Genomic DNA, 16,146 nt, shown 5'->3' with positions numbered 1-16,146 from the left:
CTTTCTGATTTTCATCCCCCGAGAACGCCGATCGAGACGTTCTGGTACATACCCCAAAGTGACGTGATGACAATTGAGATCATGCCGATGATCTGGGTGTAAATCCTGCAGCGCACAAGGATCTTGGACACGCTTCCAAGCACCGGCTCGATGCCTTGCAACTTGCGCGCGGCGCGAATGTTGATCAGCATTACTAAACTCACCGGGAACAGCAACAAAAACACGGCCTGTGCAAATTCAACGCCATAATAGAAACCCAGCATCGCAAGCCCGGTAAAAAAGAAACAGCTCAAGGCAAGAATAACCAGGCCTGACATATCAACGATGTACAGCATCCTGTTACGGTTGATCCTTACGATATCCAGCAGGTCCTGCTCGGACTGACCGCCAACACGACGGGCACGCACAAGCAGATCGTAGGGAACCCCCATCGCCCAGTGGCTGGCCGACGACCAGAGCACCGCCAACACAATCCAGTACCACAGATTCGAAAAGCTGCGCATGTCGATGAGTTCGAAAATCGAAGAGTGCAAATCCACGCATCAGCCCTTTGTTCATTGTCCTTGGGGCGTTCTTCGCGCAGGCGCGTCCAATGTTACCCTTGAGACCATCGGGAATTCATGCCACCCAATGCACGATTATTCAAGGAGAGCGCGACATGAAACCGACCATCGCCCCCTACCCCCTTACGCGATTTCGCCGGGTGCGCCAATCCGATGCCATTCGTGGGTTGGTAAGGGAAAACACGCTGACGACAGACGATCTGATCTGGCCGGTTTTTGTGCGCGATGGTGAAGGCATTGAAGAACCCGTACCTTCGATGCCCGGCGTTGTGCGGCGCTCGGTCGATCTGATCGCCAAGGCCGCAGTTGAGGCACAGGCTATGGGCATCCCGGCGATCTGTATATTTCCTTATACTGATCCCAGCCTGAAAACCGAAGATTGCGCCGAGGCGTGGAACCCAGACAATCTGTCGAACCGGGCCATTCGGGCGATCAAATCTGCGACCCCCGATATCGCCGTGATGACCGACGTGGCGCTGGATCCATATAACATCAATGGCCATGACGGCTATGTCGTGGATGGCGAGATCGTGAACGATCAGACCGTCGAGGCGCTGGTCAAAATGACACTGGCGCAGGCTGAGGCCGGGGCCGACATCATTGGACCCTCAGACATGATGGATGGCCGCATCGGCGCAATGCGCCGCGCGCTTGAGGGCGCCGGGCACCACAACGTGATGATCCTCAGCTATGCCGCTAAATATGCCAGCGCATTCTACGGCCCCTTCCGCGATGCAGTGGGCGCGTCCGGTGCGCTGACCGGAGACAAGAAGACCTACCAGATGGACCCGGCCAATTCGAACGAGGCGCTGCGCCTGATCGAACGTGACCTGACAGAAGGCGCAGACATGGTTATGATCAAACCAGGCATGCCCTATCTGGATATCTGTCGCCGCGTGAAAGACACGTTTGGCGCGCCAACCTATGCCTATCAGGTGTCCGGTGAATACGCGATGATACAGGCAGCTGCGCAGAACGGCTGGATTGATGGTGAGAAGGTCATGCTGGAAAGCCTGCTGGCCTTCAAACGTGCGGGTTGCGACGGAATCCTGACCTACTTTGCACCGCAGGTTGCACGCGTTCTTCAAGGCTAAAACCCCGGGCGGTCGCGATTTTTCGCCGATTGTGAACGCTGTTGGGCCAGCTTTCCCGTGACACACAGGCGCAATCGGCGTATTCTTGCACACAAGATCGGGAACACCCGACACTTCAGGCAGTTTATACAGAGAAAAAAACATGAGCAGTTCCAACTCTCCCCGACTAAACCGTCGTGGCTTTGCGCTTGGCATGGCCGGGCTCACACTGACCGCTGCATGCGGAAACGGTGTAGGCAATTCCAATGCGGCCCAGATCGACGCCCGTGTGAACGTGACGCTGAACGAAATGTTCAGCAAGTACCCCAACACCGTCGAGATCGCCGAAAAAGCCGACGGCATGCTGGTGATGCCGTTGATCACCGAGGCCGGTTTCATCTTTGGCGGTGCCTATGGCCAGGGCGCGCTGCGCATCAACGGCGCAACGGTAGACTATTACTCGGCCCTATCCGGCAGTGCTGGTCTGCAGATCGGCGCGCAACAATATGCGCATGTCCTGTTCTTTATGACGCAGGACGCCCTAGATGACTTCCGCCGTTCCAGCGGTTGGACCGCAGGTGCGGATATCGGCTATGTCGTCGATGCCACCGGCGACTCGCTCTCAACCGACACAACCCAATTGCGCAAACCGGTACTTGCCGCCGTTTTCGGACAGGCCGGTTTGAAATTCGGCGCGACCGTCGAAGGCACCAAGTACACGCGCATTATCCCCTGATACCGAATACCACCCCCCCTTTGCCACGGACCCCGCCACATGTTCAAAACCATGTGGCGGGGTTTTTCATCTCAACATGTTAACTCAACGTTCGCGCGGCGTTCCTCTTTCGGTTGCCCGGTCCTTCCAGTAGGGTTCAGCCAATAATTTCTTATGGGGATATGGGGCGTTCATGGGTCTTGTCTTTCGCTGGCTGGTTCGGATTGCTACGGGCCTGATCCTGTTGGCCGTTGCGGCTGTGGGTCTCGTCTACTTCCTGGCCAGCCAGTCCCTGCCGGATTATGACCAGACCGTCGAAGTCAGCGGGCTGCGTGCGCCGGTCGAGATCGTGCGCGACACCGCCAATGTTCCGCATATTCTGGCCGAAAGCGACCCGGACGTGTTCTTTGGCCTGGGCTATGCCCACGCGCAGGATCGCCTGTGGCAGATGACCGTGATGCGTCGCACGGCGCAGGGCCGTTTGTCCGAAGTTTTTGGCAAGCGCACTGTCCCTATCGACAAGCTCTTGCGCCGGTTTGACCTGTACAGTCTGGCCCACCGCTCGGTCGAGGTGCAGGACGATTACACCAAAGCTGCGCTGCGCGCTTATTCTGCGGGCGTCAATGCCCGTCTGGATGAGATCAATGAGAACGCATTGGGACGCGGCGCGCCCGAGATGTTTCTGTTCAACGCATCTGTTTCGCCGTGGCAGCCCGGCGACAGCATTGCGATCATCAAACTGATGAGCCTGCAACTGTCCGGCCATTTGAAAGATGAGGTCCTGCGCGCCCGCACATCCCTGATGCTGAACGATCCTCAGCGGCTTGTCGATATCCTGCCAGACGTACCGGGCGCGGGTATCGCGGCGCTGCCGGAATATGCGTCTTTGTTCCCAGAACTGCCGCGCTATGCCGAAGGCACCCCGATGCCAGACTCGCCTCTGTCACCATTCCCTAAACGCGGCTTGGCCGGGGCGTCGAACGCGTGGTCGGCTGCGCCTTCGCGTTCCGCGATCGGGGGCACCCTGCTGGCCAACGACCCCCATCTGGGCCTGACCGCACCCGGCATTTGGTACCTGGCACGGCTTGAGCTGGCCAAAGGCGGTGTCATCGGTGCGACCATTCCGGGCGTTCCAGCGATCATGACGGGCCGCAGTGACCGGCTAGGCTGGGGTCTGACGTCGTCTTACCTGGACGATCAGGATGTTCACATCGAACAGCTGAACCCTGAAAACTCAGAAGAATACCTGTCGCCCGAAGGTTATAAACAGTTCCGCTCGCGCCCCTCGATCATCGAGATCAAGGACGAAGCCCCCATCACCCTGACCCTGCGCTGGACCGAGAACGGACCCGTCTTGCCCGGCAGCCATTACGATCTGGAAACGATCACCCCGCCCGGGCACGTTGCCTCATTGGCCTGGACCGCACTTAGCCCGCGCGACACGTCGATGACGGCTTCGATGGCTTTAATGAATTCGGACAGTGTGCGGGAAGCCATCGATGTGGCCGAGCTGTTCATTGCGCCGTCGCAAAATCTGTCGCTGGTCGACAAGGACACGATCGGCATGAAGCTGATCGGCGCAATGCCTAACCGAGATCTTCGCAACCAAAGCCGCGGCCGTATCCCAACGCCCGGTTGGTTGGCCGAGAACCTGTGGCAAGGCCGCTTGCCTTATGCAAACAACCCCGAATTCGTGACTCCAGCAGGCGGGATTCTGGGCAATACAAACAACAAGATCATCGACCGCCCCTTTCCCAACCACGTCTCATACGAATGGGGTGACACCCAAAGGGTGCACCGTTGGGAACGCCTGATGCAATCGCGCGAGGTTCACACCCGCGACAGCTTTATCGAAGCGCAACTTGATACCGTCAGCTTTACCGCCCGTTCGCTTCTGCCGCTAATCGGCGCCGATCTTTGGTTTACCGGAGCCTCTGCGCCCGAGGGCACACCGGAACGCCAGCGTCAGGTCGCGCTGGCCCTGCTGGCCGAGTGGAACGGTGAGATGAACGAGCACCTGCCTGAACCGCTGATCTATGCCGCATGGTTGCGCGCGCTGCAAATCCGGCTGATCTCGGACGAGCTGGGGCCGCTGGCGGCCGAATACAAACATGTTGAGCCGCTGTTCATCGAACGGGTGTACCGCGATATCGACGGCGCGTCGGTCTGGTGCGACGTGCGCCAGAGCGCACCCGTGGAAACCTGTACCGACATGGCACGACTGGCGCTGGACGATGCGCTGATCTGGATCAGCGAGAAATACGGTGGTTCGCTGGAATCCCTGCGCTGGGGAGACGCCCATCAGGCCACGCATGACCACCCGGTTCTGGGCACGGTTCCCGTTCTGCGGTTCTTCGTCAACATCCGCCAATCCACCAGCGGCGGCGACAACACCCTGCTGCGCGGGCGGACATCGGGCGAAGGGCCCAACCCTTTCCAAAACGTCCACGGTGCGGGATATCGCGGTGTCTATGATTTTGCCGATCCCAACAGTTCGGTCTTTATCACGGCCACAGGTCAGTCGGGGCATTTCCTGTCGCGCTACTACGACGATCAGGCCCAGCTTTGGCGGCGAGGTGAGTATATCCCCATGTCACTGGACATGGATCTGGCCCGCGCGGCAGCGGTCGGCGTAACCAACCTGACCCCGCGCTGATTTCACTGCTTCGGCAGGACCTTGCCCCTTTTGCAAGCTGCCGTGGACGCGCGCAGGTGTTTTCGCCTACGATCTGCAAGCCGACAATTCGGGACCTTGGGGGTACAGATGGCCAGTTTTCGGGATATGTTGAACAATCTCGCACGCGATTACGCAATCGCGTGGAGCTCGGGCGACCCAAATGCAGTTGCCAGCTTTTTTGCACCCGACGGGCAGATCACGATCAACCGGGGTGAACCAATTGTCGGCCGTGCCGCCGTCGCAGACATGGCGCGCGGATTCTACGCCGACTTCCCGGATCTGGAAGTGCGCTGCGACATGCTGCGTTGGGCCGGATCACACGCGATTTTTGTCTGGACGCTGGAAGGCCATCACTCAGAGACCGGCAACCACGTCGTCACGCGTGGTTGGGAAGAATGGGAATTGACCGCTGACAACAAGGTGCAAACGTCGCTGGGTTGGTTCGATGCTGACGACTATCAGCGCCAGATAGACGGGCAGTAGCGGACGCCCCGCCTAAACGCGCGTGATCTGGTAGTCGCGCGGAATGCCTTCTGTCACCTTGAACCAGGTCGAGGCTTTGGTTCGCGCTTGATGGGCGTCAAAGGCCGCTTGGTTTTTAAAAATTTCGTGTACGTTGAACCGACCGGGAATATCCGCGTTTTCCTTAACGTCGAATGTGATGCAACCCGGTTCGGCCCGAGTCAGGGCGATGTGGTCCGGCAACGCCTCCCGCACCTGTGTGACACGGTCGGCAGGCACCGAAATATGACCACGCAGAACCACCTTAACTTTTGCCATCGTGACCTCGCTTGTCGATCAAAGCGCGGCGAACTGCGCCGCTTGCTTGTCGGTCCACAATACGGTGATCTGAAATCCGTCATCCGTCTGCTCTTCGGATTGAACGACATCCTGACGGAACAGCCACGCACGCTTGTTGCCTTCGGCAAACGCCAGCGTCAGAACTGTCTCGTGCCGAACCCCTTGCAAATTAACCGCGATCTCGGCCAGCAATGGTTCGATGCCTTCGCCCGTCACGGCGGAAATGGCAAAGATCGACGGGTCGCGGTCGGCCCGGGCAAACGTGGCCTCGCGCTCATCTTCGTTCAACAGGTCGATTTTGTTCCAGACCTCAAGCCGGGGCCGTTCATCATCAACGCCCAACGAGGTCAAAATGGTTTCGACATCCCGGGCTTGCGCCTCGGTGTCTTCATGGCTGATGTCGCGCACATGCACGACGATATCTGCGCCCAAAACCTCTTCAAGTGTGGCGCGGAAGGCCGCGACCAGTTCGGTCGGCAAGTTCGAAATGAACCCCACCGTGTCCGACAGAATCACCTCGGGACCATCGGGCAGTTCAACCCGCCGCATGGTCGGATCCAGCGTGGCAAACAGCATGTCCTTTGCCATTACCTCGGCCCCGGTGAGGCGATTGAACAAAGTTGATTTACCGGCGTTCGTATAGCCCACCAGCGCAACAATCGGATACGGCACCTTTGCCCGAGCAGCACGGTGCAAGGTCCGGGTCTTGATTACCTTCTGCAATTGACGGCGCAGGCGCACAAGCTGATCGTCGATCGCCCTTCGGTCAGCCTCGATCTGGGTTTCACCGGGACCACCGACAAACCCCAATCCACCCCGCTGACGTTCAAGGTGGGTCCAGGCGCGAACCAGACGCGTACGCTGATAGCTGAGTGCGGCCATCTCGACCTGCAGCACACCTTCACGGGTGCGAGCGCGGTCGCTGAAAATCTCCAAAATCAACCCGGTCCTATCGAGGATTTTAACTTTCCAAGCCTTTTCCAGATTGCGCTGCTGAACTGGGGTCACGGGACCATCGATCAGAACCAGCTCGACCTCGGCGTCATGAAACCGTTCGCCCAGCTCCTCGATCTTGCCAGTCCCGAACAACAGCCCCGGCTGGGCACGTGGCAGACGCACAATATCGGACCCGATCACATCCAGATCGGGCAAAGCGGCAGCCAGTGCCACCGCCTCTTCCAGCGCCGGTCCAGGGACACGGCGCTGTTCATCTGATTTGATTTCCGGATGCAGCACCCAAGCCCGGGTGCGCGTCCTGTCGTGTTCCATCAAGAGGCGTCTTCGCCCTCATACAGGTTGATCGGCTGCGACGGCATGATCGTTGAAATTGCGTGTTTGTAGACCAGCTGCGACTGTCCGTCGCGGCGCAACAATACGCAGAAATTGTCGAACCAGGTGATGACACCCTGCAATTTCACACCGTTGATCAGGAAAATTGTGACCGGGACCTTTGCTTTCCGTACATTATTCAGGAACGCGTCCTGCAGATTCTGTCTGTCCGAAGCCATATTATTATAATCTCGCCATTGTTCTTGCTACGCGCTGCGGACCAACGCGCTCCCTCTGGCAGAGTATGGAGTGTCGTTAACCGATATTCCAGATGAAAAATAAGGTGTCGGCAAAGGTGAGGATTCTTAGTCTCGCCAGAGGGTTGGCGTAATCAGCGCAATGATCGCCAAAGTTTCCAACCGTCCGATCACCATCGCTGCACACATGGTCAGCTTTGCGCCCCAGGGCAAATCGACCAGACGGATGGGAACATCGGTGGCCAGTTCAATCAACGGCCCGGTGGTGCTGAGCGCCGCGACGCTGAGGACCATCGCCTGTTCAAACCCCGACCCCATCGCGGCCAGCAGCAGATTGAACAGTGCTGCGGTCAAGGCAAACATCATCAGGAAGATCCAGGCGATAAAGGCCCCGTCGCTTTGAATGCGACGGTTACCGCCGCCAATGCCACTAACGGATGAGGGATAGATCAACCGATCGATCTCGCGCGCGCCATTGAGGTACAGGGCAAAGACCCGCAACAGTTTGACCCCGCCCGCCGTTGTGGCCACCCCTCCTCCGATCAGGGCGAGACCCATCAGGATCAGTCCGGGGGTACCAAGGCCGGATAATTGCTGGGCATCATTCCAGTTTGCGCTTTCGAATCCGGCTGTGGTCAGGAAAGACAACGCCGTAAAGATCATGCCCCAGATCACGCTGAGTGCCTGAAGCGGTTCCAGCTGATTGCCGATTTCCAGGACGCCGGCCCAGACGCGCGCGAACAACAGTGCCGCGACGACACCCACAATCATCAAGCCAATCCGGAATTCGGGGTCTTGGTCCAGCCGGGAATAGCCTGTGGTCGCCGTATCGGTCGAAAACGTCAGCCGCGACAAGGCGAAGAACAGGAACAGAAACAGGATCGCCTCGCCCGTTATGCCTGCCTGCGCCCCCTCCAGCCCGCCGACCGGAGATATCCCCGACGTGGCCATGGTTGACATGGCGTGACACACGGCAGTCAGGCCGTTTTCTCCGGCGATCAGCAGCAGGATCCATATGGTTGCGGTCAGACCGGTATAGACTGGTGTCAAGGTCCGGGTCACACGGATCAGACGGCCGCGGGGGTCGACCTCTTCGCTTTGTGCGACGCCCGACACCGGGCGACCGGGCTGGCCGCGCGCCGTAATCTCGAACCCACCCAGCGACAAGGGCGCTAGAATTGCAGCCGCAGCAATCCACATCAGCAAGCCGCCCATCCAGCCGACCAAAGCACGCCACAGGTGCAGCGGTGCGGTCAGGCGATCCGGGTCCGGAAACAGATCTGCACCGGTGGTGGTCACAGCACTGACCATATCAAAATACGCATTCAAAAAGGTGGTGGTACCCAAGGCATCATGCAGCGGAATCGCCAGAAACAGCGGCAAAACGGTAAAACACCCCAGCAACACGGCCAATTGCCCCAGCGTCCCACGTCGCGGCACCCGGTTTGATGCTGCCACAGCGATCGTTGATACCACGAACAGTCCCAGAAGGCCGGAATAGAAAAAGGATCGCGACGTGTCGTGATCATCCAAGGCCAGCGCGTAAATCGCTGGAATCCACATCGACAACGCAGCGATTCCCGAGATCAACAGAAACAGCGGCAGCCGCTGTATCAAAGTGATCTGTTGTCTCCGAGCGCGCGCCATCAGAAGAAATCGATTGAAACCTGCATCAGGCGCTCGACCTCGGGCACGTCCTTAGCCATCGCAAAGATTGCCACCACGTCCTTTTCATCGATCCGCAGGCTGCCGGTCGGGCGCAAAAGCTCATCGCCTTTTCGGACGGCACCTACCAGAACGCCTTCGGGAAAATCGATATCCCGCAGCTTCTGCCCTGCCATGGGTGAAGTCGACAGCACCTCGGCCTCGATCACTTCTGCCTCGGCATCCCCGATAGAATAGACCTGCCGCACACGACCGTGGCGAATATGGCGCAGGATCGAGCTGACTGTGGTTGCACGCGGGTTAATGTAAGCGTCGATCCCCAGCGGCCCCATCAAGGCCACCATGCTGGGATCATTGATCAAGGCAATTGCCAAGGCACAACCTTCGGCCTTGGCCCGCACCGCAGCCAGCATGTTGGCACGGTCGTCATCGGTGACTGCCAGCATCGCGTCGGCGCGTTCGATCCCGGCCTCGCGCAACAAGGCGGCATCCAGCCCGTCGCCATTCAGGACAATCGTCCGTTCCAGTGTTTCGGCCGCTATTTCAGCGCTTTGGCGATCACGCTCGATCACCTTGGCGCGTACCCGGCTTTCTCGCTCTTCCAACGTCCGGGCCACTTCCAACCCGACATTGCCGCCGCCGACGATCACGACGCGGTCCTGTTTCTTTTGGGCCTTGCCAAAAACCTCCATCGTGCGGTCCACGTCTTTGACATTGGTAAAGACATAGCATTCGTCGCCGACAAACAGCTGATCTTCGGATTCAGGCGCAAACAGCGTGCCATCGCGCCGAACTCCGACAACGATTGAGCTGAGCGTCGAAAACAGGTCCGTGAGCTGCCGCAGAGGTGTGTTCACGATGGGGCAATCTTCGTCGATACGGATGCCCAGAAGCTGCGCCTGTCCATCCATGAACATCTCAGTATCAAAGGCGGACGGGGCCGAAAGGCGGCGCATGGCAGCGGCTGCGACTTCGCGTTCAGGGCTAATCACGACGTCGATGGGCAAGTGGTCACGACGGAACAGATCCGAATGGATCGCCTGCAAATACGATTTCGCCCGCAACCGCGCGATCTTGCGCTGGATGGAAAAGATCGAATGCGCCATCTGACAGGTGACCATATTCACCTCGTCCGAATGGGTCGCTGCGATGATCATATCGGCATCACGCGCGCCTGCACGCTCAAGCACGTCAGGATAGCTTGCAAACCCAGCAATCCCCTGAACATCCAGCGTTTCCGTTGCCCGACGCACCAGATCGGGATTGTTGTCCACCACCGTTACGTCATTCAGTTCGCCCGACAAGTGACGTGCGATCTGCCAGCCGACCTGACCGGCACCGCATATGATGACCTTCATGTTTCTGGCCCTTCTGCCTGAAATCCTTGAATGACAGATGCCCCTATAGCGGTCAATTGAATTGTCATTCAGACAAAGCTGGGGCAAGATAACCCTATGAAATCAGTGCTTCACTTACTAATTCCGCTGACTATCCTGTCCGCTTGCAGCGGCCCACTTTCACTGTATTACCGCGAAGGTGAAAGCGTGTCGCGCGCGCAGTCCGAGACCACGCAATGTCAGGTCAAGGCAGTGAATGATGTTCCCGTCGCCAATCAGGTGCGGCAAAGCCCGCCCACATACTGGCCAGGGCGCACCTATTGCGACAACCGGGGGCACTGCTATCGCTCGCCTGGTTGGTGGGAACCCGGGCGCGTTTATACGGTCGACGTGAATGCCGGCCTGCGCAATCAGGTTGAGGCCCAATGCATGGCTAATAAAGGCTTTCGTCCGATCAGCCTGCCGCCCTGCAAACAGAGCGTAAAGTCTCAGGTTCCACCTGCGCGCACAACGAAACTGCCGCCGCTGGGAACCCAATCCTGCTATGTGAAGTTCGACGACGGCTCATTTCAGATCATCAACCCGGGTCAGGCAGGGTGATGTCCCGGCGGATTATTCCGCCGGTTCCGGTTCGTCGATTTGCGCCACCCGCGCCCCGGATTTGTTCGAGGTCACAACACCAAGCGATTTCAGCTTACGGTGCAGCGCGCTGCGCTCCATGCCCACAAAGCTGGCGGTCCGACTGATATTGCCACCGAAACGGTTGATCTGGGTCAGCAGGTACTCACGCTCGAACGCCTCGCGCGCTTCGCGCAGCGGCAGGGTTGCCAGTGCCCCAGACAAAACCACGCGACCCGAGTCGTCGGTTTTCTCTTCTTCGGTTGGCAATTCGCGGGCTTCGATTGGACCTGTTCCATCGCCCAAGATTAGGACACGCTCGATCAGGTTCTTCAGCTGACGCACATTGCCGGGCCAGGTCATGGTCTGCAACAATGCCACCGCCTCTTCCGAGATCTCGCGAATTGGCAAGCCTTGGGATTCGTTGCACATTTCAATGAAATGCTGTGCCAGAACCGGAATATCCTCGCGCCGGTCCTCCATCGAAGGCACGGCGATCGGCACGACGTTCAGGCGGTGATACAGCTCTTCACGGAACCGGTCGGCTTCGATTTCGGCATCAAGATCGCGATTTGTCGACGAGATGACCCTCAGATCCACTCGCACCTTGTCAGACCCGCCTACCCGCTGGAATTGCTGGTCGACCAGAACCCGCAGAATCTTGGATTGCGTACCCAAGGGCATGTCCGCCACTTCGTCAAAGTAGATCACCCCGCCATGGGCCTCTTCCAGCAAGCCGGATTCGATCCCGCGTTCCGATGACTCGCGCCCGAATAGCACCTCTTCGACGCGTTCAGGCTCAATCCCTGCGCAGTTAACGGTGACGAAAGGAGCGTTGGCGCGGTTGGAATGGGCGTGAATATAGCGGGCGGCAATCTCTTTGCCCGACCCAGCTGGCCCGCTCAACATCACGCGGCCGTTCGACTTGGTGACCTTGTCCAACTGGCTCTGCATCGCCCGGAACGAGGCCGACTTACCGATCATGTCCGAGTTGGTGACCTCACGCCGCTTGAGCGAAGCATTCTCACGGCGCAAGCGCGAGGTCTCCATGGCGCGGCGGATCACGACCATCAACTGATCAATGTTGAACGGCTTTTCGATAAAATCGTAAGCGCCCTGCTTGATGGCGGCCACAGCAATTTCGATGTTGCCGTGACCGGAAATGATCACCACCGGCACGTCGGGGTTGTCGCGTTTGACCGACTTCAGGATATCGATCCCGTCCATACGGCTGTCTTTCAGCCAGATATCAAGGATCAACAGACCCGGTGGCTCGGAATTGATCGACGACATACACTCGTCCGAGTTTGCCGCCAGCCGGGTTGAATAGCCTTCGTCCTCCAGAATGTCGGACACCAGTTCGCGAATATCGCGTTCGTCATCTACGATCAGAATGTCGCTCATCTTTGGCCTGCTTTCAGTTTGTTAGTATGAATTGCCTGCTTTTGTGGCGCTGCAGTCTGGGAAATTTTGCCCCCCGGCAAACGGATCACGGCCATCGCACCGAAATGGTCCTGTCCGTCAAAAACGGGCGCGTCTTCCAGGGTCAGCGCTCCGCCATGTTCTTCTATGATTTTCTTGACTATGGGCAGGCCCAGACCCGTGCCCTCGTCGCGTGTAGTGACATAGGGTTCAAACAACCGCGCCCGATCTTCGGGCAGCCCTATGCCATTGTCCGCTATTGTAATGACCGTCCCCGCATCATCGTTGGAAATGTCCACTTTGATCTGTGGCTTCAAATTTTCTGGCGGGTCTTTTTTCTTAAGTGTTTCAATGGCCTCGCCCGCGTTCTTTATCAAATTCGTCAGCGCTTGGTTCAACATCGTCGCGTCTACATCCGCTAGGATGGGCTTGTCCGGTAGGGTCGCGTCGATCTGCACATCCGGCTGTCCGGCTTGCTGCAACAGAACAGCTTCGCGCACCAAGCCGACGACGTCTTCCTCACGCCGATCGGGTTCAGGCATCCGCGCGAATTTTGAGAATTCGTCCACGATCCGCCGCAGATCGTTGGTTTGCCGCACGATCACATCGGTCATGGATACAAGGCTGTCACAATCCTCTTCGTCCAGTTTGCGCGAGAATTTGCGCTTGATCCGTTCCGCGCTAAGCTGGATGGGCGTCAACGGGTTCTTGATCTCATGGGCAATACGGCGGGCCACATCGCCCCAGGCCGCCATACGCTGTGCACTGACCAGATCGGTCACATCATCGAAGGCCACCACGTAGCCCTCCAGCCCTCCATCCTCGCCGCGCCGGATCGCCATTCGCACCAGTAAGTTTTCCAACCGCCCTTTACGCGTGACCTTAACCTCACCCTGCACGGCCTCTTGACCGCTGCCTTTCAGATTTTCGAATAAGGGAAGGAATTCGGGGACCGCGATGCCGATGGCCAATTGTTCTTCACCGCGCGACCAATCCAGAAGACGCTCGGCTGAACGGTTCACGAATGTGACACATCCATCTGAATCGACGCCGACCACACCAGACGTCACCGAACTAAGCACCGAATCGAACAGGCGGCGGCGGCGTTCGATCTGACGCGTATTTTCCAATAACGTGTCGCGCTGCCCTTTAAGTTGCCGCGTCATCTGATTGAAATAACGACCTAACATGGCGATTTCGTCATCGCTGGCCTCTTCGATGACCTGAACGCTCAGATCCCCGGCGCCGACCCTTTGTGCGGCTGTAGTCAGACGGCCAACCGGGCGCGACAGGCGTTCAGCGAACCACATCCCCAACGACATCGCGGCAAGGATCAGGATGACCGCAAAGCCCAGGTACAGGAGCCCGAACTCGAAAAGAACCCGGCCCCTTTCACTTTCAAGCTGTTGGTAGAACTGAACCGTTTCCTTGGTGTCATCCAGCAATTTCAGCAGTTCGCCATCCACCTCGCGGCTAACATACAGATACCGGTCCAGATAAGCCTGCAACGGCGCCAGCGCGCGGAACTCGTTGTTTTGCCAATCTGCAATGATCAGAAGGCCGCTGTCGGTTGCTTCAACCATCTGCTCCGGTGTCGGCGGTTCATAGTTGAACAGGTAAGACCGGTCGCCACGGGATTTGATTTCTCCACTGCCATCAATGACATAGGCCTCGCGCAAGCCCCGCTGAATCTGCGATTGTCCCTGTGCCAGAACCTCGCGCAGTTCTGCATCCGAGATGTAGAAGTCCAGCGTTCGCGCATTGTCGAGGAATCGGGAAAGAACGATGGCGTCCTGTGTCAGGCCGCTGCGGTGTTCAAGCTCATAGGCTTCGGCCGCCGACAGGGATGATCCGACAACCTGACGGACCCGATCCGAAAACCATCCCTCAAGCCCGATATTCACCGTAAGGCCGGCAAAGATCGCGACGGTCACTGTCGGCACTAGGGCCAGCAAGGTGAACGCACCGATCAGCCGCAGGTGCAGACGAGACCCGGCAGATTTTGCCCGGCGTGCAGCGATCAGGCTGAACACTTGCCCCAGAACAAGTGCTGCAACGACCAGCACATAAACCAGATCCGCCAGCAGAATCAGCCGCAGCGTGGGCGCTGCCGAACCCAAATCAAACGGACCGATGACCAAATATGTGGCCAACGCCAGAAGCGGTCCCAAAAGGACCAGCCCCAAGGTGCTAAAATTGCGCAGCTTTCGGGATTTTCGCCACCGATCAATCGATAGGATCAGCCCGCTCTGTGCTCGGGTTGCCACCGTCTGCCCTCATCCTGATGTGCCGCTTACGCGGCGTACCGCCATATCTCGTGGTCGTTGCCGGGCTTGTACCCGGATGCCACGCTTTGTGTGGCGATATTACATCAGTTTGCGTCGTCGTGTCACCTGAATATCGAGATCGGTGATTTTTTTGCGCAGCGTATTCCTGTTGATCCCCAGCAAATCCGCACATTTCGCCTGATTTCCGCCGGTTGCGTCCAGTGCCTGCTCGATCAAGGGGCCCTCAACCTCGCGTAGGATGCGCTGATACAGGCCCGGAGGTGGCAACAAATTGCCGTGCAGATCGAAATAGCGACGCAAATGACGGGCCACAGAGGCCGAGAGTTTCTCCCTTTCGCCGTCACCAAGAATCGGTTCCGCTTCGGGCTGACTGCCCAAAACCATCTCAACCTCGGCTTTCGATATTTCTTCGGCCCGGCTGGTCAGGCTTAAACGTCGAATCGCGTTTTCCAGCTGTCGCACATTACCGGGCCAGGAATACCGCCGTACCAGTTCTACGGCCTCGGGGCTGAGCCAGCGCTTTGTGCCATGCTCCCGTTCTTCGCGGGCAAGGAAGTGATCAACCAACAAAGTGATATCGTCCACCCGCTCGCGCAGCGCAGGCACGTGGATCGTCGCACCGCACAGTCGATAATACAAATCCTGACGCACCCGCCCGCTTTCCATGGCTTCGGTCAGATCCGATTGGCTGGTCGCCATGAAACGCGGAAGATGATCGCCGGGCGTGTCCATCATCCGGACAATACGTGCCTGAACCTCGTCCTCGATATCAGCGATCTCATCAATCAACAGAGTACCGCCTCGCACCCTGGCCATTATGCGCGCAGGCCCTTCGAGGTCACGCAGATCACCAGCAGTCGCAGTGACGAAGGGCAGCGTGCGCCGGTCCGAAAAATCATGAATAGCCCGTGCTATCAATGACTTGCCGGTACCACTTTCACCGGAAATCATGACCGAAAGATCGGTATTCATCACGCGTGCCACAAGGCGATACAGCGCCTGCATCCCCGGAGTACGCCCAACCAGCGGCAGCTCCTCAGGACGGTCTTCCGCAGGTACGATCGCATCCGTCTGCACACGCTGCTTTTGCTCCAAGGCCCGTGCGGTCCGCTTCATCAGGTCCGGCAGGTCAAAAGGCTTGGGCAGATAGTCATATGCGTCCGCCTCGGCCGCCTGAATGGCGGTCATGATCGTGTTCTGCGCCGAGATCACGATGACCGGCAGCCCCGGACGGTCCTGCGCGATTTTTGGCAACATCTCGAGCCCGTTGCCATCCGGCATAACCACGTCCGAGATTACAACATCCCCTTTGCCCTCGCCGACCCAGCGCATCAGAGTGGTCAGCGAGGATGTCGCATGCACCTTGCACCCGGCCCGCGTCAGGGCCTGAGTCAGTACGGTTCGGATTGTGCGATCGTCATCTGCGACCAGTACTGTGCCATCCATCAGGTGCTCTCCTTA

General features: G+C 58.3%; 14 protein-coding genes. 5 read left to right on the top strand and 9 right to left on the bottom strand.

Annotated features, from left to right (window positions below; all coding sequences use genetic code 11):
- Positions 1–11: 11 nt before the first annotated feature.
- Positions 12–539 carry a component of SufBCD complex gene (locus tag AC2FJE_RS20400; RefSeq protein ID WP_109311775.1) on the bottom strand — a complete coding sequence of 176 codons (528 nt, stop codon included), beginning with the start codon at positions 537–539 and terminating at the stop codon, positions 12–14.
- A 119-nt stretch (positions 540–658) separates the two neighbouring features.
- Between AC2FJE_RS20400 and hemB the strand changes: the two genes are divergently transcribed.
- The 4 genes from hemB (at position 659) to AC2FJE_RS20380 (ending at position 5,511) form a co-directional block, all read left to right on the top strand.
- The gene (gene hemB, locus AC2FJE_RS20395) at positions 659–1,657 is read left to right on the top strand and encodes a porphobilinogen synthase (protein WP_282168200.1); all 999 of its coding nucleotides are present in this window, start codon (positions 659–661) and stop codon (positions 1,655–1,657) included.
- A 142-nt stretch (positions 1,658–1,799) separates the two neighbouring features.
- Positions 1,800–2,372 (top strand): lipid-binding SYLF domain-containing protein, encoded by a 573-nt coding sequence (locus tag AC2FJE_RS20390; protein ID WP_058278080.1) that lies wholly within the window; start codon positions 1,800–1,802, stop codon positions 2,370–2,372.
- 172 nt (positions 2,373–2,544) lie between these two features.
- Positions 2,545–5,007, top strand: coding sequence for a penicillin acylase family protein (locus AC2FJE_RS20385; protein ID WP_496754228.1), 2,463 nt, complete (start codon positions 2,545–2,547; stop codon positions 5,005–5,007).
- A 108-nt stretch (positions 5,008–5,115) separates the two neighbouring features.
- Positions 5,116–5,511 (top strand): nuclear transport factor 2 family protein, encoded by a 396-nt coding sequence (locus AC2FJE_RS20380; RefSeq protein ID WP_058278082.1) that lies wholly within the window; start codon positions 5,116–5,118, stop codon positions 5,509–5,511.
- 12 nt (positions 5,512–5,523) lie between these two features.
- Here the strand turns inward: AC2FJE_RS20380 and AC2FJE_RS20375 are convergent, their stop codons facing one another.
- The 5 genes from AC2FJE_RS20375 to trkA form a co-directional block, all read right to left on the bottom strand.
- On the bottom strand, positions 5,524–5,808 hold the full coding sequence (locus AC2FJE_RS20375; RefSeq protein WP_496761406.1) for a putative quinol monooxygenase: 285 nt from the start codon (positions 5,806–5,808) through the stop codon (positions 5,524–5,526).
- A gap of 18 nt (positions 5,809–5,826) precedes the next feature.
- Positions 5,827–7,098: a GTPase HflX gene (gene hflX, locus AC2FJE_RS20370; RefSeq protein ID WP_108858469.1), complete on the bottom strand. Its 1,272-nt coding sequence runs from the start codon at positions 7,096–7,098 to the stop codon at positions 5,827–5,829.
- The gene (gene hfq / locus AC2FJE_RS20365; protein ID WP_005982826.1) at positions 7,098–7,337 is read right to left on the bottom strand and encodes an RNA chaperone Hfq; all 240 of its coding nucleotides are present in this window, start codon (positions 7,335–7,337) and stop codon (positions 7,098–7,100) included. Before hfq ends, hflX begins: the two co-directional genes overlap by 1 nt.
- 126 nt (positions 7,338–7,463) lie before the next feature.
- Entirely contained in the window at positions 7,464–9,002 is a 1,539-nt protein-coding gene (locus tag AC2FJE_RS20360) for a TrkH family potassium uptake protein (protein WP_496754231.1), read from the bottom strand.
- A complete protein-coding gene (gene trkA, locus AC2FJE_RS20355) occupies positions 9,002–10,378 on the bottom strand; it encodes a Trk system potassium transporter TrkA (RefSeq protein ID WP_108858467.1) in 1,377 nt (458 codons plus the stop codon). Before trkA ends, AC2FJE_RS20360 begins: the two co-directional genes overlap by 1 nt.
- 96 nt (positions 10,379–10,474) lie before the next feature.
- Between trkA and AC2FJE_RS20350 the strand changes: the two genes are divergently transcribed.
- Positions 10,475–10,957, top strand: a complete 483-nt coding sequence (locus AC2FJE_RS20350; protein ID WP_496754233.1) for a hypothetical protein — start codon at positions 10,475–10,477, stop codon at positions 10,955–10,957.
- A 12-nt stretch (positions 10,958–10,969) separates the two neighbouring features.
- Here the strand turns inward: AC2FJE_RS20350 and ntrX are convergent, their stop codons facing one another.
- From ntrX to AC2FJE_RS20335, 3 genes are all read right to left on the bottom strand, one after another.
- On the bottom strand, positions 10,970–12,379 hold the full coding sequence (gene ntrX / locus AC2FJE_RS20345) for a nitrogen assimilation response regulator NtrX (RefSeq protein WP_282118298.1): 1,410 nt from the start codon (positions 12,377–12,379) through the stop codon (positions 10,970–10,972).
- Complete coding sequence (locus tag AC2FJE_RS20340; RefSeq protein ID WP_282118297.1) at positions 12,376–14,664, bottom strand: sensor histidine kinase NtrY-like; 2,289 nt, start codon at positions 14,662–14,664, stop codon at positions 12,376–12,378. Before AC2FJE_RS20340 ends, ntrX begins: the two co-directional genes overlap by 4 nt.
- Before the next feature lie 99 nt (positions 14,665–14,763).
- On the bottom strand, positions 14,764–16,131 hold the full coding sequence (locus AC2FJE_RS20335) for a response regulator (RefSeq protein WP_496754237.1): 1,368 nt from the start codon (positions 16,129–16,131) through the stop codon (positions 14,764–14,766).
- Positions 16,132–16,146: the final 15 nt, after the last annotated feature.

Source organism: Ruegeria sp. CDSC002 (assembly GCF_059610905.1).
This window is presented reverse-complemented; position numbering and strand designations above follow the sequence as displayed.

What these genes read in the sequence shown, in the direction of transcription:
- hemB (WP_282168200.1), top strand. Translation starts at nt 659, where the DNA reads ATGAAACCGACCATCGCCCCCTACCCCCTTACGCGATTTCGCCGGGTG.
- AC2FJE_RS20390 (WP_058278080.1), top strand. Translation starts at nt 1,800, where the DNA reads ATGAGCAGTTCCAACTCTCCCCGACTAAACCGTCGTGGCTTTGCGCTT.
- AC2FJE_RS20385 (WP_496754228.1), top strand. Translation starts at nt 2,545, where the DNA reads ATGGGTCTTGTCTTTCGCTGGCTGGTTCGGATTGCTACGGGCCTGATC.
- AC2FJE_RS20380 (WP_058278082.1), top strand. Translation starts at nt 5,116, where the DNA reads ATGGCCAGTTTTCGGGATATGTTGAACAATCTCGCACGCGATTACGCA.
- AC2FJE_RS20375 (WP_496761406.1), bottom strand. Translation starts at nt 5,808, where the DNA reads ATGGCAAAAGTTAAGGTGGTTCTGCGTGGTCATATTTCGGTGCCTGCC.
- hflX (WP_108858469.1), bottom strand. Translation starts at nt 7,098, where the DNA reads ATGGAACACGACAGGACGCGCACCCGGGCTTGGGTGCTGCATCCGGAA.
- hfq (WP_005982826.1), bottom strand. Translation starts at nt 7,337, where the DNA reads ATGGCTTCGGACAGACAGAATCTGCAGGACGCGTTCCTGAATAATGTA.
- AC2FJE_RS20360 (WP_496754231.1), bottom strand. Translation starts at nt 9,002, where the DNA reads ATGGCGCGCGCTCGGAGACAACAGATCACTTTGATACAGCGGCTGCCG.
- trkA (WP_108858467.1), bottom strand. Translation starts at nt 10,378, where the DNA reads ATGAAGGTCATCATATGCGGTGCCGGTCAGGTCGGCTGGCAGATCGCA.
- AC2FJE_RS20350 (WP_496754233.1), top strand. Translation starts at nt 10,475, where the DNA reads ATGAAATCAGTGCTTCACTTACTAATTCCGCTGACTATCCTGTCCGCT.
- ntrX (WP_282118298.1), bottom strand. Translation starts at nt 12,379, where the DNA reads ATGAGCGACATTCTGATCGTAGATGACGAACGCGATATTCGCGAACTG.
- AC2FJE_RS20335 (WP_496754237.1), bottom strand. Translation starts at nt 16,131, where the DNA reads ATGGATGGCACAGTACTGGTCGCAGATGACGATCGCACAATCCGAACC.